We start from the raw sequence: 16,290 nt of genomic DNA, 5'->3' as shown, positions 1-16,290 counted from the left end.
CCCCTACCCCACAGCGCGGGCCTGCCGCTGGGCGAGCATGTCCCGGAATCGGCTGACATTGCGGTCGTCGACCCTCAGATCAAGCGCACGCACCAGCTCGCCGAGGTGTTCAGGACGGTTCGTGCCCACCGCGACCCGACCAACCGGGGGCAGCGCAAAAGCAAGCCGGAATGCCGCCGCCACGGTGGACCACTCCTCATCGGCCGCCATCAGCGGCTGCAATGCCACCGTGCGCCAGATGCCGTCGGCTGTGTCACCCCCGAACGGACTCATACCCCACCGCCGCGCGGTCGTGACCTCGAGAGCGCGAGCAAGATTATCAATGATGTCCAGGACTCTCGCGGGCACCAGGATGCCGGCGCGGTGCATGAGACAGCACGGTCGGGCCAATCCGGACGGCCCGACGGCGGTGACCGCCGCAAGCACCAGCTGGGGGTTCCAGGTGGAGATACCCCATGAACGGCAAAGATCGGCATGCGCCGCGTCCGCCAGGACGCCGGCGGCCGCGGCAAGACGATCAGCGGCGGCAGCGGGTTCGAGGTCGCCCAGCGAACGCTCGGGATTGTGCAGCAGGACGACATCCGGTACCCGCCCGAGCGTCGCCGCAGTCGTCTCAAGGGCTTCGCGGAGGCGAGCCGGTTCCAGCGAGTGCTCGCTGCGGCCCTCGGCACCCGGAAAGAAACCCACCTTGGTGGACACGGAGAAATGCGGAAGAAGGTCGCCCGCCGTACGGGCCAGGATCGCATGCGAACGGAAACCCGCGTAGTTGAATGCCGTGTCGATATTCCGGATGCCGAGATCGAGGGCGCTCTCTAGCAGTCCTCGGTCATGACGAGAGCGGTGTAGCCCGAGAACAACTCGGGTGTCAGACCGACGCACATCCCCTCCCTGACCAGCAGGTCCGCGAGCCTGCGGACGTCCGTCGCGGTCTGCACACTCAACTTGGCAACGTTGACCGGTAGACCGCTGAGCAGCCGGTCGAGAGCCGGGCGAGCTTTCTTCCTGAAAGTCAGCCTCCTCCCGCCCCCGACCACGATCACGTCCTCGCCGCTTTCCACGAATGCGGGCTCGAATTCCGTGATACAGACGACCGATTCGGCGCCCTCGTCGCAGCAGTCGGCGGGCAGGGCCGGTGTGTGGCGCCTCGGTGGCTGGCGCCCTTCGCGGTCGGCGAGGAACATGGCGGGCGGTGACGACCGCAGCAGATCGACCGCCGCGTCCGCCAGCGCCCGTTCCTGGGCGGCCCGTTCCTGTTCGCTACCGTTACGGATCAGGTCACGCCGGAAAACCTCGGCCTCGCGGGCCTGGTCTGCAAGCCAGGTGAGCCAATCGACGCCGGTCCGTTTCGGGAAGCCGAACGTGACATGGAGGCTCATGCCACCGGTGTGCTCAACACGCGTCGCCTGATGCCAGTATCCCCGCGGAATGTGCATGACGTCACCAGCACGCAGCAGACCCTTCCACACCGGCTGCTCGCTGGCGGTGCTGTTGCGTTCCGCGTCCCGGTACATCGGAGCGGGGCGGGAGAAGCTCCGCACATCCCATGTCTTCTCGCCCAGGAGCTGGACGACGATGACATCGTGGTCGTCCCAGTGTAGTGGGAACCCCGCTGTCGCCCGGGTGGTCAGGTACGCATTCACCTGCACCATCTCGCGGGACCACCACTGCAGAGCCCGACTGGCCACCTCCAGCGTGGCGTCGAACATGTCAAGTCCATCGAGAACCAGAGTGAGCCCGGAATCGAGAAGATCGGCCAGCCGGTTCATGTCGGCAAGACGGGTCCGCTGCCCTCGCCGACCGAATCGGGTGGTGAGATAATCGCCCGGGTTCATCTCCACGCCACCCTGAAAGCACCTGAGTTGCGGGGGCTCAAGGTTACGCCGCATCACCAGATCAAGCAGCCGGGACGGCGTGAGCAGTCGCTGGCACAACGTCTTGTCAGCGAAGTGACCGCGGGTGAAGGCATTCCCCAGAGAAGATGCGCCCGACCAGCCGAGCGCCGCCTCGATGGCACGAACCAGCGGATGTTCCATCGACAGTCTGGCCAGGCCCGTGTTCGGTCCTGGGGCGATCGGCGGGTCGGGTGCACCCATTTTTCCGGACCGGTCCGTCACTGGCCTTCAGGGTAGTTGAGGCCGTCCGAACCGTCACTGTCCGAATGTTCGGTGTCAAAACGGTCCTGAACGCCAGCCAAGGTCTCCACCGCCACGATAAGCTCGTCGTCTGCGTCCACGCGCTCCTCCTCGAGATCTGAACGGCTTCTTCCAACAACCACCACTACGTCAGCACCATTCACCGCTGCCAGCACCATTCAGCGGTCGAAGTCAACACCATTCACCGCTCGAATGCGGTTCACGCGAAGGTGCCAGACGTAACCATACGGGCACATCCGGAGTTTCGCAAGCCGTTTGCATGAATCCGGCACAGCGCGTTCGCCGGCCCAGAGTCGTGGTTGCGGTCGGGGCCGCCGGTCGAGTACAGATCCGGCCGGCGGCCGGGCGAGCTGGCGATCGAGAACTGCCAGGGCATCGACGTGTTCGTGACCGCGCTCCAGCGTGACACCGGGCCGTCGCGAAGATCACGACCGATTGCCGAGGCCGCCGCCCGCGCGAAACCTCTGGATCCGGGGCCGCCCCACCCCACTCCGGTAACACGGCGACTCCGCCGCCGATTTGTGTACGGCGTTTGTGGAATCCAGCACTAAGAGCGACCGGCAATAGGGACGCGGCGTCGCGGGGCCGCGGCACGCACCTCGCCACGTTGTCGTCGGTCGACACCCACAACCTCCGGTGCCTCCCTCCTCGTGCCTCGCGATGCACGCACCCCAGCCCCGCTCCTTCATCCACGCCCCTACTGCCGGGCGCTCTAACGCGGCTGATAGGTGAGGCAGTCCACGCCATTCTGCTGGAAGCCGACTGTGATGCTGGGAGCCTGACATTCGAAATCCATGTTGTGCGTACACTCGGACATCTTGCAGGCGCCGACACGGCCGGACGATGACGGGTTTCCGCCCTTGGACGGGGCGATGAAGAACGTATCGCAATGAGCGTGCCTGACATCTCCGACAGTGATAGCCAATGCATGACAGCCGCGACCACGATTGTAGGCGCAGGGCTCGACCGCACACTCCGTAACGGCTGGCATCTCCATGGTGTCCTCCGATTTTCCGGAACTCCACTGTGATCATTTTTGCGCATCTTCCAAGCACTTTTTAGCGAACTGCCATCAGGGCGTCAAGGCGAGCCGGAGGTCGGTGGAAGAAATCATCCGATGCGCCGTTTTCATCGTTTGCGCTGCTCCATAAATTCCCCAGAATCGATGATTTCGCGCGTTTCTGACGCCTCGGTTCGGGCGTCCCCCCGCTTCCCGCGTCGCCTTCGAGTGCCCGACCATAGGGGCGGTCGAAGTTAGGTAAGCACACCTTATGCCGCTACTGAGATTTAATCCGCGAAGTCGTAGGCGCGTTGATGATTGTTTGCTGTGTGATGATCGTTGGGTGGGCGGTGGGGGGTTCGGGTAGCCGGCTGGTATGAGGTATGCGACGGGTGGCGGGTTGACCGCCGGGGAACGGGATCGTCGGGAACAGGTCCGGATGGCCGCGGCCGAGCGGTTCGCTCGGGGTGAGTCGGTCGGGCAGGTCGCCGCGGGGCTGCGGGTCAGCCAACGGTCGGTGCAGCGGTGGCATCGGGTGTGGCAGGCCGGCGGGGCGCAGGCATTGTGTCCGGCTGGGCCGGCGTCGCGGTGCCGGCTCGACGAGGAGTAGCTGGACCGGCTGGATGCGGAGTTGGAGCGGGGGGCGGTGGCGCACGGCTGGGTGGATCAGCGTTGGACGTTGGCCCGGGTCCGGGAGCTGATCGTGCGGCTGTTCGGGGTGGTCTACATGGTTCCGGGGGTGTGGGGGTTGCTGCGGCGGCGGGGCTGGTCGTGTCAGCTGCCGGCCCGGCGGGCGGTGGAACGCGACGACGGGGAGGTAGCGGTGTGGCGGCGGGAGGTGTGGCCGCGGGTAAAAAGATCGCCGCGGTCACCGGGGCCTGGCTTGTCTTCGAAGACGAGGCCGGGCAGTCCCTGCGACCGCCGCGGGTGACCAGCTGGGGCCGGCGTGGCCCGCCTCGTCCGGAAGAACAGCATGTCTCCCATCCCGGCTGCGACTGGCCCGCCAGATGGTCACCACGCTCGCCACAGCGCTCCCCGACCGCAGCCCGTATGTGGTCGCCGACGCCGCCTACGCCGGTAAGGAGCTCCGTGCCCTACCCGCCCAGGTGACCTGGACGACCCGGCTGCGGGTGGATGCCGCCCTGTACGACCTGGCCCCACCGCGCACCGGCCGCCGTGGCCGGCCCCGGTCCACAGGGCAGCGGCTGCCGAGCCTGACCGCGCTCGCCGCACAGGTGTCGTTCACCCCGCTGCCGGTGCGCCGGTACGGGAAGACCACCACCGTGGACATCGCCACCGTGCGCTGCCTGTGGTACGGCACGTTCGGCCCGCAACCGGTCACCGTCATCCTGCTGCGCGAGACCACCACCCACACCCGCGGCGGGTATGACACCGCCCTGGTCACCACCGACACCCTCACCCGACCGACCCAGATCATTCACCGGTATGCCGCTCGCTGGTCGATCGAAGTCATGATCGAAGATGCGAAGCAGCTCATCGGGGTGGGACAGGCCCGCAACCGGCTCGCTCACGCCGTCGAGCGCACCGTCCCGTTCGGCCTGACTTGCCAGACCCTCACCATGCTGTGGTACGCCACCGTCGGTCACACCCCCACCGACGTCGCCGATCACCGCGACCGGGCCCCCTGGTACACCACCAAGGCCAACCCCTCCACCGCCGACATGATCGGCAAGCTGCGCCGGGTACTGATCGCCACCAAATATCAGGTCACTCACCCCGACCAGCCGACCCCCGAGGACATCCACACCATCCGTCTGGCGTGGGAGCTCAACGCAGCGTAACAGCGAAAGTCGAGATGAGGATCCGAGGTGAGAAAATGGACCGAATGAAGCGTACACCCTTGCATTACGCAGCAATATATAACGATGTTGAGCGGGTTGTGGAGCTCCTCGCAGAGGGGTACGATCAAAATGCTGCGGATATCGAGGGATTTACCCCGTTGCATTTTGCAGCTCAGGATTATTCTGTTGCGGCAGCACGGGCGCTCTTGGATGCTGGGGCGACGATTGACAGCGTGGACAAATTCGGTAACACGCCTCTGTCAAAGGCGTCCTTCAACTCCCGTGGTCGAGGTGAACTTATTTCCCTGCTACGGGAGCGTGGCGCTGACCCATGGCGTGCTAACAACTACGGACAAACACCCGTGGGCCTTGCCCGGCTGATCGCAAACTATCCTGTTGCGCAGTTTTTCGAAGACCTTCCGGAAGAGTCTTCTTGGTAGCTATTCAGCAGGCGACGTCGCTCGAGTGACGCAGGATTTGACGCGTCCGGGGTTGGATCCCTTCGCCGCCAACGACGTGATGCTTCAGCGTATTGGGCAGGCCATCGAGAACGGGCAGCCGCTGAGCGAGGGCCAGGCCACCTTCATGCGGCACGAGTTGACTGAGGCCGATCTGATGGATCAGGGCATGCCGTATGAGCAGGCGCATGATCGGGCATTGACGATGCATCCGCCGGGCCGGAACTACGATCCTGATGTGATCGATCAGTTCCCAGAGTTCGGTCCGTGGTGGCGCAACATGAACGGATTGGGTCCACGATGATCACTATCGATGTCGAACGGCACGGCCTGGTCGCGGTCGATGAGGACGAAGAGCGGGCGCGTTTCGTCGAGGCGGGGCGGTTGCGTGCCCGGCGGGCTGCGCTGGAAGGCTCTGGCCGACCGGTGCGGGTGTTGGTCGAGGTCCAGCGCCGTTTCGGGGGTCTTGCGCCGCGAGCCTTGCTGGGGGCACGGTTCCTGCCCGTCCCGAATACGGACACTGTCTTCGAGGTCGACTACGCCCCCGGTGGCGCGTCGGCCGCGTGCCCGAGTCGCTTGTGGTCACGGCCGTTCACCGTCGGGCTTCCCGAGGAGTTCGCCTCGGCGGTCCTCGACGTTCTGCTGGCCGACGCGACGTCTTGGCCGGCCGGCGCGCTGCGGGTGGATCGGGCCGGATTCGACGAGATCGAGTCCTAGGAGGTGGTCTTCGGGCAGGCGGCCGGGGCGCTGGCATGCGCGATGGCTGCGATGCTGCGCGAGCAGGACGTGGAAGCCGTCGTCCGCGCTGTGATGGCGACGTGGTGAGACGCCGATCCGGCTTATCGGCAGGGTTCGAGAGCAGGTGGCAGCCACGCTCTGGTGGTGAACAGGTCCGAGAGTACGGTCATCAGGTCGATGCCTCATTTGCGGGCGGTCGACAGGGACGAAAATTTCGCAGGTGGGAGACTGGACATCCACTGGAAGCAAGTTTGATCCAAGGGCGGGTTCAAGCGGTTGTAGCGATGCTCTGACAGAATGATCGTTTCCGAGAAGAGGCTGGCGTGACGGATACACCGAAGAACGACGGTAGTGTGCAGCCTGCTGTCCTCACCATCGGCTACAAGGCTGAGACCTTCAAGCAGACCGCCATTTTCTGCATGATGTTACTGGCCGTGACTGCGGCCTTCGGCTTTTTTGTGATGACCGATTTTTACCAACCTTTGTTTGTAGTACTGTTCCTTCTCAACGTGTCTGCAACCGCCCTGATAGAATTTCTCTGCCTACGGGCCGCCTGGCGGGCATTCCGCGGTTTCCCTCTGCTCACCTTCGATGTCGAACGGGTGACTTTGCACTCGGCTCGAGTGTATCTGGCATGGTCCGACGTTGCCGAGATCCGGATCGCACGCATAGTCCGGAAGGGCCGTATTCACGATATGATCGTGTTCATTCCGGTGGACGCGGACCGCGCAATGGCAGGACTCCGCGGTCTGCGGCGTCAGTTCGCACGGGAAGGGATCAAGCATTTCGGGAGTCCCGTTTATCTTCGTGTCGCGGACTTGACGCTGCCCCTCGACGACGTCGTTACCGCGGCGCAGCGACTGACCGCCGCTCCGGTACGCCACCACTACGATCCATGGTTGACCTCTTTTTGAGCTTCGCGGCGGCAGCGACGGCGTCGCAGAAGGCGACGGCGTGCTTTCCGGGTCTTCGAACTTTGCCGGGTAGCTCGCCAACAAGATCAGTTAATCTAACGCTGTGTGATTTGATAGCGGCGGTCGATGGCTGTCCGCCGTCCGCGCGTCCCAGCCGGGGATCGGCCCGCCGGCCAGGTTGATTCTCCACGGTTGTATCAACGGGCCATGTCCGAGACGTCTGCTCCGGTGGTTCTTGGTGCCGGGATTCGTGGGTTGGATGGGATGGCCCGCTGTCGTTGACGTGGAGATAGCCGTACGCGACCGAAGTTTGTCGGCTTGTCGTGGCGGGCTGGCGTGTTGGAACAGAAAAGGTCCGCAACCTTCCGGATCACTTCTGGTACGAATCATCGATGATCTGAGAAGAGAACTACGAGCTTGGCTGCGGACGATACGTCGTTGCTGCTGGGATTGGAAGGGCTGGCGCTGGAGCGGGTCGAGGTCGACGGGGACGGGGCACGGGTCGTGCACGTGGTCACCGCCGCGTCTGCCGGGCCGGGCTGACGCTGCTGGGTGTTGGTATGGATGCGGGTGGGGTGTTGCTGTCGCGGGTTATGCCGATGTGCGGGATGAGGTGCGGGAGAGTAGCGCCAAGTCGTGTGAGCTGAACAGTTTCGACGGGGCGACCGAGGTCCTGATGGCTGACGGTTCCCGGAAGCCGATTCGGGATGTGCGGGTGGGGGATGGGGTGCGGGCGACGGATCCGGCGACCGGTCGGACCGAGGATCACACGGTGACGGATGTGATCGTGGGGGAGGGGGACAAGACGCTGGTTGCTGTCACCGTCCGGACCGATGAGGGGCAGCGGGTGATCACCGCTACGGATCATCATCCGTTCTGGGACCAGGCCGCGCATGACTTGGGTCGCCGCGATCGATCTTCATCTGGGTGAGGTGCTGCGTACTCCGGACGGTGGGCTTGTCCCGGTGGTGGGTACCCGGGTGTTCCACCGTGTGCAGCGGGTCTTCAATCTGACGGTGGAGGGTCTCCACACGTATTATGTGGAGGCTGGTACGACCCCCGTCCTCGTCCACAACGCTGATGACTGTTTCGGTGACAAGTGGACGAGCCAATCCAACCTCGATCAGCATTTTGGTGATCATGGTTCAGAAATGGGCTTTAAGTCGCAGGCTGAATATCGTTATGCCGCGGAGGATCTTATGTGTACCTGCGGTGGACGTCGACCTGGAGTACTCATCAAGCAGGATGGAAAAACCAAATACTACCTGGATCCGAGGACAGGCGAGTTTGGTGTCGCCAGTGATAGAGGAATCGTCACTTACTTCAAACCTGATGATCCCATGAGCTACTTCAATAAGCAGCCGGGAGTGCTGATTCCTAAATGATCTTTACGCTTCGGTCGCCGTGCCCCTGTTGCGGTCGCATGGTTCATGAGGATCGTCCAGGATCATATCTGATTTGCCCGGTCTGTTTCTGGGAAGACGATCTTCTGCAATTGCGTTGGCCGCACCTTGATCCTGGTGCCAATAAGATCTCTCTGATCGAAGCACAACGAAATTTCCAGAAGATCGGCGCAAAACTGATCCAGCGACTGGAACTTACACGCGATCCATTGGATGATGAGCCGATAGCTGAGGGATTTCGAATAATTGACTTGACGATCGATAACTTTGAAGAGGTGTTCGTTCAGGAAGAACCCTGGCCGGATGATAGGTCGGTTCTTTACTGGTGGCTACCAACATTCTGGAGACGCTCGAAAAGGTAGGAATTACGATGGGTGTAGTTCTCCTGAAGGCAGATCGTGGGGTCGCGGTAGGGACCGCCCTTGCGGGCGGCCCCCCGCACAGATCCCAGCGTGCGGGACTACCGCACTGGGCTCCTGCCTCGGGTAGTGGCGTTGAACCGTTCGGCGGGGTAGGGATGCCGGGATCGGGCGGGCGGTAGCCATCGTGTCGCGAGGCGGCTCATCCGCACCCAGTTCAGGCGCTTGCGCTGGCTGCGGCGCCGTAGCGCCTTGAACCAGTGCCGCGTTACCTGGGTGCGGAAGGCTGCCACTGCGTCTATGTTGCCAGGGACGGCGTAGTAGTTGAGGTGTCCGTTCACTACGCTGCCCAGCCAGCGCCCCTGTTCGGGGACGGGTAGGTGACGGCGCCGCTTGATCTCTTTCTTGAGCTCGCGCAGCTTTACCGCCATCCGCTTCTTGTCCGTGACCCGCTTTACCCAGAATCTGCCCCGTTTGGACACCGCGCACATGTGCGTGAAGCCCAGGAAGCGGAACGTCTCGGGTTTGCCCCCTCCGCGTTCTAACCGGCGCCGGGCGGCGTGCCGCCCGAACTCGATCAGCCGGGTCTTGTCGGGGTGCAGCTCCAGACCGAACTTCGCGAATCTCTCACGAAGGTCGGCAAGGAACCGCCGCGCGTCCTGCTCGTACTCGAAGCCGGTGATAATGTCGTCTGCAAAACGCACAACGATCACGTCGCCGTGCGCGAAGCGACTTCTCCACCATTGCACCCACAGGTCGAAGACGTAGTGCAGGTACACGTTCGCGAGCAACGGCGACGCCGAAGCCCCTAATGAGCAGCGCTGGGTGGCCCTACGGGTGTCGAGTGGGTGGGGCGCCGATTTCGGGTCGGCAGGGGGTGTTTGCGGGGCCGGGGGTTGCGGTTGGTGCGGGGTTTACGGCGCAGCCGTGTTCGGTGGAGTGTGCGGGGTCCGGTCCGGTGCCCTCCGGGCAGGACCGGTCGTGGTGGGAGCATGGTCCGATTGGTGGGCTCGTGCATGGGACGGTGCGGGCTGTGGGTGCGGCCGCGAATGTGGCGGGCTATCTACTGCAGAATCCCAGCGATGTTGGCAGGCTTGCCGGTGATACCGCGTTCATGGCGTTGGGCGTTGTGTCGATGGTGGTGGGTGCCGGTATGGATGCCGGTGGTGCGTTGCTGGTTCCGACGGGTGTTGGTGCGCCGGTGGCGATACCAATGGTTGCAGTTGGTACTTCTCTGATTACTTTCGGGGCTGGTCTTGCCGGTGCTGCGGCGGTCCGGACCGGTCTTCATCTTGCTGAGATGCGGGGCGAGGCCCGGGGGAGTAGCGCTAAGTCGTGTGAGCTGAACAGTTTCGACGGGGCGACTGAGGTCCTGATGGCTGACGGTTCCCGGAAGGCGATTCGGGATGTGCGGGTGGGGGATGGGGTGCGGGCGACGGATCCGGCGACCGGTCGGACCGAGGATCACACGGTGACGGATGTGATCGTGGGGGAGGGTGACAAGACGCTGGTTGCTGTCACCGTCCGGACCGATGAGGGGCAGCGGGTGATCACCGCTACGGATCATCATCCGTTCTGGGATCAGGCCGCGCATGACTGGGTCACCGCGATCGATCTTCATCCGGGTGAGGTGCTGCGTACTCCGGACGGTGGGCTTGTCCCGGTGGTGGGTACCCGGGTCTTCCACCGGGTGCAGCGGGTCTTCAATCTGACGGTGGAGGGTCTCCACACGTATTATGTGGAGGCTGGTACCACCCCCGTCCTCGTCCACAACACAAACGGCGGTTGTGCTCCGCCTAACTTGTCGCCTCCGGGAGCAGGTCGTAAGAGCGCATTTAATCAGGCGAAACGCGATTCGGGGATTCCAACAAGTATGAGTCCTGCAAGGGTGCTTCCGAACGTCGACAGGCGTGGTAATCCGCAGCCTGGATACATCTACGAATTCGATATTCCAGCGCCTGGCGGCGGGACGCGGACGGTTAGGATTCGTGAGGACGCCGAAGGTCACTCCTTCCCCGACAATCAATCGCAGAACCGGGGTCCACATTTCAATACAGAGGATGGAGGGCATTATGACTACTAGTCAGACCATCCGTCGCGAGCGGGCACGCGATTGGCCTATCTTTGATGGCCGCGAGCTACCTAATGACATCGACGTCCTTACAGTCCAACTCAGGCGTCGGTCGATGGAGAGTATCGAGCCCGTAGTCGCCCGGGCGTCAGAAATGCTCAGGTTAGCTCTTGCGAGCAGCACGTCCCCTGGCAACAGTTTCTGGCTTGCCGCATGGGGTAATCCCGTTGATCCAAGGAATAAGGTCGGTGCCTATCTTGCGAGGCGAGACGGACTGTGGGCTGCAGTTGAAAAGACCGGAATCGTACTTCCCGAAGGGCCCCGCAGTGAGGTAGAGGTCAACTACGACGACGGTTCGTTCGGTTTTGGAGGAAGCATTCATTTCGCGCTTAATGAGCTTCCTGTGGCGCTTGAGTTAACGCGGCGCAAGAATGCTATCTGTCTGGCGACAGAAGGTGTGATCGCAGATTCCATCGGGAATTCCAAGGTGGCATCATTTTCGTCTGCTGATTACCGACTTCCTATGTTAATTAGGGCGGCGGCGGGAGAGTTTGGTGAGTGGGTATTCCTCGCTCGTAGCTTTGGGCAATTCGATGACTCGACAGTTGGCGCGGAGATATTTGCTAAGAGTGAGTTCATAGACGGTGTGGAACCGAGAGTGTAGCTGTTCAGCTGGGGTGGTCGGGCGTTCGCTGTCCCATGTCTGATGATCGCTTCTGCGGTTTCGTCGCAGTGGGTAATGATCGCTAGTACTACAGCCACAGTGATCTCTATGTGGCTGCGGCTGGCGTGGCGGATGCTCGAGCGGCGCGTATCCGCCGCCGAAAGTGGTAATAGCTCGCCCGCTCTTGGTGGCGGCGACGCCAGTCCGACCAGCGCCGAGTGACGCTGAAAGGGATGGCCTTCTGCCAGACTTAGACAATAATATGACGGATCTCATTGAGGGTAAATGGGATCATCTTGTTCCTGGCCGGCGCGGGCGGATCGGCGATCGGAATATCGGAATAGGGTGCAGTTCTCTCCAAGTGATTTGATCATTATGTGATCATGCTGCTGTGTCGAGCAGTGCGAACTTGCTGTGGTGGTTGCGGTGCTGTTCCTGGGTGAGGTGGTAGTCCCAGTAGGTGTCGAAGTCGCCGTTGGTGACGACGGCGCGGAGCAGGAGGACCGATTCCGCGCCTTCGAGCCCCCATCGCGCGCCGGTGATGTTCATGCGGTTTTTGACGAGGTGGCGGCAGGTGCCTTCCACGACGCCGGTCGCAATGGGCCAGCCGTTGGCGAGCGCGGTGCCGTAGTCGAGGTAGGGGGCCTTGGCTGTCAGGTAGTTGGCGGCGGTGTCAGCGCCTCTGCGTTCGGCGGCGTCGTACTGGTTGTAGGTCGCGCGGCGACGGATCCCGGCGGCGACCGCGGATGCCTTGCCGCGCAGGATCTGACGCAGCTGGGTGCGGACCCACGTCTCGGCGTCGGGATCGCCGGTCTCGAAGAACGACCAGGCCGCGGTCCAGATGTACTCGGTGACGTGGACGAAGTCCACGAGGACGTGGACGGTGACCCCGCGGCGGGCGGCCTCGGTCTGGATCGCCTCGATCTGGGTGTTGTTCCCGTCGACGAGCACGACCCAGGTCCGCTGGTGGTGGGGGTCGCGCCGCTGCGCCTCGTCGAAGCCGGCCGCGACGATGGTGGCGATGTCGTCGACGACGGAGGCGGTCAGCCACTTCCCGGTCGCCTTCAGCCCCTTCGCCCGCGCGGGTGCGGCGCTGACCTCGGCGTTCGCGCGGCCGGGCAGGGGCAGGACGTCATCGACGGTGCGCGGAGCGGGCGCGGCGTCGTGCACGACCGCGATCTCCGCCATCCGCTTGCGGTTACTCTTCTCGCCGGGCGAGAGCCGGGTCGCGAGCCGGTTCTTCTTCTGCTGGGCGGCCTTCGCGGTCGCCGGGCGCAGCCCCTCGGGGCGCATCACGATGCCTTTCCCGTCGAACTGCAGGACGAGGACGCGGCCGGCGCCGGCGACCTCGAGCTTCGCCCGGGCGTAGAACGCCTCGACGTCGCAGGCCGCGGAGCGGGTCAGCTCGACGGCCTGGCGCTTGCCGACCTTCTGGCCGGTGAAGCGTTCGACGGCGTCGACCGCGCCGTCGAACGAGCCGCGGGTCGCCTCGACGGCGACGTCGCGGCGCAGCGTGTGCGAGTGTGCCCCGGCAGGCAGGTTCAACTCCAGGTCCGCCAGGTGCAGGTTCGGCGTTTTCGGCCGTGGTGCCCGGTACGCCAGCCGGGTGACCACGACCGGCCCGAACCGGGAGACCAGCGTGCGGCTGTGGCCCTTCTCGGCCCGGGTGCGCGTGGTGCCGTCCGCGCCGACCGGCGCCGTCTCGGCCCGCCGTTCCCGCTGGGCGTACGTGTCCAGGCACGCCTGGAGCAACGCCCGGTGCACTTCCCGGCCGCGCTCGTCGATCAGGTCCTCGACAGCGTCGGCCGTCGACCCTGCCGCGACCCTGCTCACCAGGTCCGCCTCGAGCGCGAAGTACAGCTCCCGCGACGCCGCGAACAGCCTCGCGTGCGCGCCTTCCGACTGCTCCCCGTACCCTGACACCCGGGCTCCTTCTTGTTGCGCGTCCATGGCTTAGGCACCACGGAACGTAGCGAGAAGGAGCCCTCCTATTGATCAACCCTGTCACAGCATCCGAAGATCGTTAGATCAACAATCTCACCTCAGCGGAACTGCACCCATCGGAATATTCCGATGGGTGCAGTTCCCGCCAAGTGAGATGATCAAGTCGGTGTGTAGTGGTCGGCGAACTTGCTGTGGTGGACGTGCAGGCACACCTGGCCGAGGTCTATGACACCCGACTGTCCCGTCAGCAGATATCGGATATCACCGATACCGTCCTTGAACGGATGGCCGAGTGGCAGAACCGGCCGCTCGACGCGGTCTACCCGGTCGTCTTCATCGACGCGATCCACGTGAAGATCCGTGACGGGCAGGTCGCGAACCGCCCGATCTACGTCGCTCTCGCCGTCACCTGCGAGGGCACCCGCGAGGTCCTGGGCTCCGGGGTCCCGCGGCATCGCGCAGCGATGTCGGGGGTGGCGGGCCGGGGAACACGGCGACGGCGAAGGCGCCAAGTACTGGCTGAAGGTCCTCACCGAGATCAAAAACCGGGGGGTGCACGACGTCTGCATCCTGGTCTGCGACGGGCTCAAGCACCTTCCCGCCGCCGTCGGGCAGGTCTGGCCGCAAACCATCGTCCAGGCCTGCATTGTGCACCTTTTGCGAAATAGTTTCCGATATGCCTCGAAGAAGGACTGGGCCGCCGTCGCGGCCGCGCTCAAGCCCGTCTACAACGCCGCGTCCGAGGCCGCGGCCCTCGACCAGTTCCTCGAGTTCGCCGAGTCTGACCTCGGACGCCGTTACCCGGCGATCGTGCGACTGTGGGAGAACGCCTGGGCGGAGTTCGTCCCGTTCCTGGCCTTCGACCGCGAGATCCGGACCGTGATCTGCACGACCAACGCGATCGAGAGCTTGAACGCCCGCTACCGCAAGGCCGTCAACGCCCGCGGGCACTTCCCCAGCGAGCAGGCCGCTCTGAAGTGTCTCTACCTGGCCACCATGGCCCTCGATCCCACCGGCACCGCCCGACAACGCTGGTCGAACAAATGGAAAAGCGCATTGAATGCATTCGATATGACTTTTGACGGCCGCCTGACTGTCGGCCGAAAGTAACCCCAGAAAGATTACTTACACCGTTAGATTGGCTCTGGCAAGATTCCGGTGGTGACAGGCAGTTGCCGTGCAGGTATTGTTAGCGCTGTGTGACGCCGAATTCCTGAAGGTCGTTTTTCCTCAGTTCGCTGCGGTGCTCATCGATCGGGTCGTCGATGAGGGGCCGGTGGTACGGGTCGTTGCCCGGACCCGGGCCGGGCCGCTGCCCTGTCCGCGCTGCGGCACCGTGACCGCCCGGGTGCACGGCTATCAGCGCCGCCGCCTGGCAGATCTACCGGTCGGGGGCAGGCCGATAGTGATCGAGCTGACCGTGCGGCGACTGGTCTGCGACAACCTGGACTGCCCGCGGCAGACCTTCCGCGAACAGGTACCCGGACTGGCCCAACGCTATGCCCGCCGCACCCCGGCGCTGGGTACGCTGATCGCCCAGGTGGGGGTGCTACTGGCCGGCCGCGCGGGAGCGGGACTCCTGGGCCGGCTCGCCGTGACCGTCTCACCGACGACCGTGCTGCGCCTGCTCATGGCGCTGCCGATCGCCACCGGGCCGGTCCCGACGGTGCTCAGCGTGGACGACTTCGCGCTCCGGCGTGGGCACCGGCATGCGACCGTGCTGATCGACGCCGTCACGCATCGGCGGGTGGAGGTGCTGCCCGACCGGCACGCGGCCACGGTGGCGGCCTGGCTGCGCGAGCATCCCGGGGTGCAGGTGGTGTGCCGCGACGGGTCGGCGGCCTATGCCGAGGCGATCCACCACGGTGCCCCCGATGCGATGCAGGTCAGTGACCGCTGGCATCTGTGGCACAACCTCGCCCGAGCGGTGGAGAAAACCGTGGTCGCCCACAGCCGCTGCTGGCACACCGGACCGCCCCGCACAATCACTGCCCGTGAGGAACGTACCCGCAGCCGGCACGCTGCCGTCCACACCCTGCTCGACGAGGGCGTCGGACTGCTGGAGTGCACCCGCCGCCTGGGCTGGGCGCTGAACACCGTCAAACACTATGCCCGGGCCGCATCGGCCCAGGCCCTGCAGCGTCCCCCGCAGTACCGTCGCACCCTGGTCGATCCCTACCGCGAGCACCTGCGCCGCCGCCTCGCCGCCGAGCCCGCCGTGGCGGTCACCCGGCTGCTGGCCGAGATCCGTGAGCAGGGTTATCCGGGTAGCGCCACCCTGCTGGTGCGTTACCTCAACCAGGGACGCGCCGACCCCGTACGGACCCCGCCGTCCCCGCGTCGCCTGGTCGGCTGGCTCATGAGCAGACCCGAGCAGCTCCCCGATCATCGGCGGCGCCACCTCGACGACCTGGTCGCCAGCTGCCCGCAGCTGACCGCCCTGGCCGCCCGGATACGCGCGTTCGCCGCCCTGCTCACCGGGCACCACGGCGAGGACCTCGACGCGTGGATCACAACCGTCCGGGATGACGACCTGCCCGCCGTGCACGCCTTCGCCCACGGCCTCGACACCGACCACGACGCCGTCGTCGCCGGCCTGACCCTGCCCTACAGCAACGGCCCCACGGAAGGCGTCATCACCACGGTCAAACTGATCAAGAGGCAGATGTACGGTCGTGCCGGTTTTCCCTTGCTCCGCCAGCGCATCCTGCTCTCATGAACACCTGTCACCACCTGTCACCACCGGAATCTTGCCAGAGCCGTTAGATTGACAGACCCGTTGGG

General features: G+C 64.4%; 20 protein-coding genes and 3 pseudogenes. 15 read left to right on the top strand and 8 right to left on the bottom strand.

The genetic code is table 11. The features are described from left to right. Nucleotides 1-3 precede the first annotated feature (3 nt). The 4 genes from U9978_RS22185 to U9978_RS22170 form a co-directional block, all read right to left on the bottom strand. A complete protein-coding gene (locus U9978_RS22185; RefSeq protein ID WP_322763080.1) occupies nucleotides 4-879 on the bottom strand; it encodes an aldo/keto reductase in 876 nt (291 codons plus the stop codon). Further along, complete coding sequence (locus U9978_RS22180; RefSeq protein WP_416211097.1) at nucleotides 813-2,033, bottom strand: JmjC domain-containing protein; 1,221 nt, start codon at nucleotides 2,031-2,033, stop codon at nucleotides 813-815. The genes U9978_RS22185 and U9978_RS22180 overlap by 67 nt, the downstream gene beginning before the upstream one ends. Before the next feature lie 77 nt (nucleotides 2,034-2,110). Continuing rightward, nucleotides 2,111-2,233, bottom strand: coding sequence for a hypothetical protein (locus U9978_RS22175; protein WP_322763078.1), 123 nt, complete (start codon nucleotides 2,231-2,233; stop codon nucleotides 2,111-2,113). 632 nt (nucleotides 2,234-2,865) lie between these two features. Further along, entirely contained in the window at nucleotides 2,866-3,150 is a 285-nt protein-coding gene (locus U9978_RS22170; protein WP_416211095.1) for a DUF1540 domain-containing protein, read from the bottom strand. 379 nt (nucleotides 3,151-3,529) lie between these two features. Here U9978_RS22170 and U9978_RS22165 point away from each other — a divergent pair, with 379 nt between their 5' ends. The 11 genes from U9978_RS22165 (at nucleotide 3,530) to U9978_RS24210 (ending at nucleotide 8,830) form a co-directional block, all read left to right on the top strand. Next, a complete protein-coding gene (locus U9978_RS22165) occupies nucleotides 3,530-3,763 on the top strand; it encodes a helix-turn-helix domain-containing protein (protein WP_322763077.1) in 234 nt (77 codons plus the stop codon). A gap of 36 nt (nucleotides 3,764-3,799) precedes the next feature. Then, nucleotides 3,800-4,084 carry a winged helix-turn-helix domain-containing protein gene (locus U9978_RS22160; RefSeq protein ID WP_322763083.1) on the top strand — a complete coding sequence of 95 codons (285 nt, stop codon included), beginning with the start codon at nucleotides 3,800-3,802 and terminating at the stop codon, nucleotides 4,082-4,084. A 76-nt stretch (nucleotides 4,085-4,160) separates the two neighbouring features. Continuing rightward, nucleotides 4,161-4,955: a transposase gene (locus tag U9978_RS22155; protein ID WP_322763076.1), complete on the top strand. Its 795-nt coding sequence runs from the start codon at nucleotides 4,161-4,163 to the stop codon at nucleotides 4,953-4,955. Nucleotides 4,956-4,990: 35 nt separating this feature from the next. Next, nucleotides 4,991-5,395, top strand: coding sequence for an ankyrin repeat domain-containing protein (locus U9978_RS22150; protein WP_322763075.1), 405 nt, complete (start codon nucleotides 4,991-4,993; stop codon nucleotides 5,393-5,395). A gap of 25 nt (nucleotides 5,396-5,420) precedes the next feature. Continuing rightward, entirely contained in the window at nucleotides 5,421-5,717 is a 297-nt protein-coding gene (locus U9978_RS22145; RefSeq protein ID WP_322763074.1) for a hypothetical protein, read from the top strand. Next, the gene (locus tag U9978_RS22140) at nucleotides 5,714-6,130 is read left to right on the top strand and encodes a hypothetical protein (protein ID WP_322763073.1); all 417 of its coding nucleotides are present in this window, start codon (nucleotides 5,714-5,716) and stop codon (nucleotides 6,128-6,130) included. Before U9978_RS22145 ends, U9978_RS22140 begins: the two co-directional genes overlap by 4 nt. 344 nt (nucleotides 6,131-6,474) lie before the next feature. Further along, nucleotides 6,475-7,065 carry a hypothetical protein gene (locus U9978_RS22135; RefSeq protein WP_322763072.1) on the top strand — a complete coding sequence of 197 codons (591 nt, stop codon included), beginning with the start codon at nucleotides 6,475-6,477 and terminating at the stop codon, nucleotides 7,063-7,065. A 417-nt stretch (nucleotides 7,066-7,482) separates the two neighbouring features. Continuing rightward, nucleotides 7,483-7,608 (top strand): hypothetical protein, encoded by a 126-nt coding sequence (locus U9978_RS22130; protein WP_322763071.1) that lies wholly within the window; start codon nucleotides 7,483-7,485, stop codon nucleotides 7,606-7,608. Between the two features lie 70 nt (nucleotides 7,609-7,678). Next, entirely contained in the window at nucleotides 7,679-7,996 is a 318-nt protein-coding gene (locus U9978_RS22125; RefSeq protein ID WP_322763070.1) for a Hint domain-containing protein, read from the top strand. Further along, on the top strand, nucleotides 7,959-8,450 hold the full coding sequence (locus tag U9978_RS22120) for a polymorphic toxin-type HINT domain-containing protein (protein ID WP_322763069.1): 492 nt from the start codon (nucleotides 7,959-7,961) through the stop codon (nucleotides 8,448-8,450). Before U9978_RS22125 ends, U9978_RS22120 begins: the two co-directional genes overlap by 38 nt. Further along, on the top strand, nucleotides 8,447-8,830 hold the full coding sequence (locus tag U9978_RS24210) for a CPCC family cysteine-rich protein (RefSeq protein WP_416211094.1): 384 nt from the start codon (nucleotides 8,447-8,449) through the stop codon (nucleotides 8,828-8,830). Before U9978_RS22120 ends, U9978_RS24210 begins: the two co-directional genes overlap by 4 nt. On the opposite strand, the gene U9978_RS22115 is transcribed toward U9978_RS24210, so the two are convergent. Then, complete coding sequence (locus U9978_RS22115; protein WP_322763068.1) at nucleotides 8,788-8,910, bottom strand: hypothetical protein; 123 nt, start codon at nucleotides 8,908-8,910, stop codon at nucleotides 8,788-8,790. The genes U9978_RS24210 and U9978_RS22115 overlap by 43 nt on opposite strands. 18 nt (nucleotides 8,911-8,928) lie before the next feature. Beyond that, a pseudogene (locus U9978_RS22110) lies at nucleotides 8,929-9,651 on the bottom strand (reverse transcriptase domain-containing protein); the annotation flags it as partial. 209 nt (nucleotides 9,652-9,860) lie between these two features. Here U9978_RS22110 and U9978_RS22105 point away from each other — a divergent pair. Both U9978_RS22105 and U9978_RS22100 read left to right on the top strand, forming a co-directional pair. Then, on the top strand, nucleotides 9,861-10,910 hold the full coding sequence (locus U9978_RS22105; protein WP_322763067.1) for a polymorphic toxin-type HINT domain-containing protein: 1,050 nt from the start codon (nucleotides 9,861-9,863) through the stop codon (nucleotides 10,908-10,910). After that, nucleotides 10,900-11,562 (top strand): hypothetical protein, encoded by a 663-nt coding sequence (locus U9978_RS22100; RefSeq protein WP_322763066.1) that lies wholly within the window; start codon nucleotides 10,900-10,902, stop codon nucleotides 11,560-11,562. The genes U9978_RS22105 and U9978_RS22100 overlap by 11 nt, the downstream gene beginning before the upstream one ends. Nucleotides 11,563-11,668: 106 nt before the next feature. On the opposite strand, the pseudogene U9978_RS22095 reads toward U9978_RS22100, so the two are convergent. Continuing rightward, a pseudogene (locus U9978_RS22095) lies at nucleotides 11,669-11,896 on the bottom strand (IS701 family transposase); the annotation flags it as partial. A 47-nt stretch (nucleotides 11,897-11,943) separates the two neighbouring features. Then, entirely contained in the window at nucleotides 11,944-13,443 is a 1,500-nt protein-coding gene (locus tag U9978_RS22090; RefSeq protein WP_322763082.1) for an ISKra4 family transposase, read from the bottom strand. Between the two features lie 248 nt (nucleotides 13,444-13,691). Between U9978_RS22090 and U9978_RS22085 the strand changes: the two are divergent. Then, nucleotides 13,692-14,616: pseudogene (locus U9978_RS22085) on the top strand (IS256 family transposase); the annotation flags it as partial. An 85-nt stretch (nucleotides 14,617-14,701) separates the two neighbouring features. Then, entirely contained in the window at nucleotides 14,702-16,225 is a 1,524-nt protein-coding gene (locus U9978_RS22080) for an ISL3 family transposase (RefSeq protein WP_416211096.1), read from the top strand. The last annotated feature ends 65 nt before the right edge of the window (nucleotides 16,226-16,290 follow it).

The organism is Protofrankia sp. Cr2, from assembly GCF_963555885.1.
Taxonomy (GTDB): Bacteria; Actinomycetota; Actinomycetes; order Frankiales; family Frankiaceae; genus Protofrankia.
This window is presented reverse-complemented; position numbering and strand designations above follow the sequence as displayed.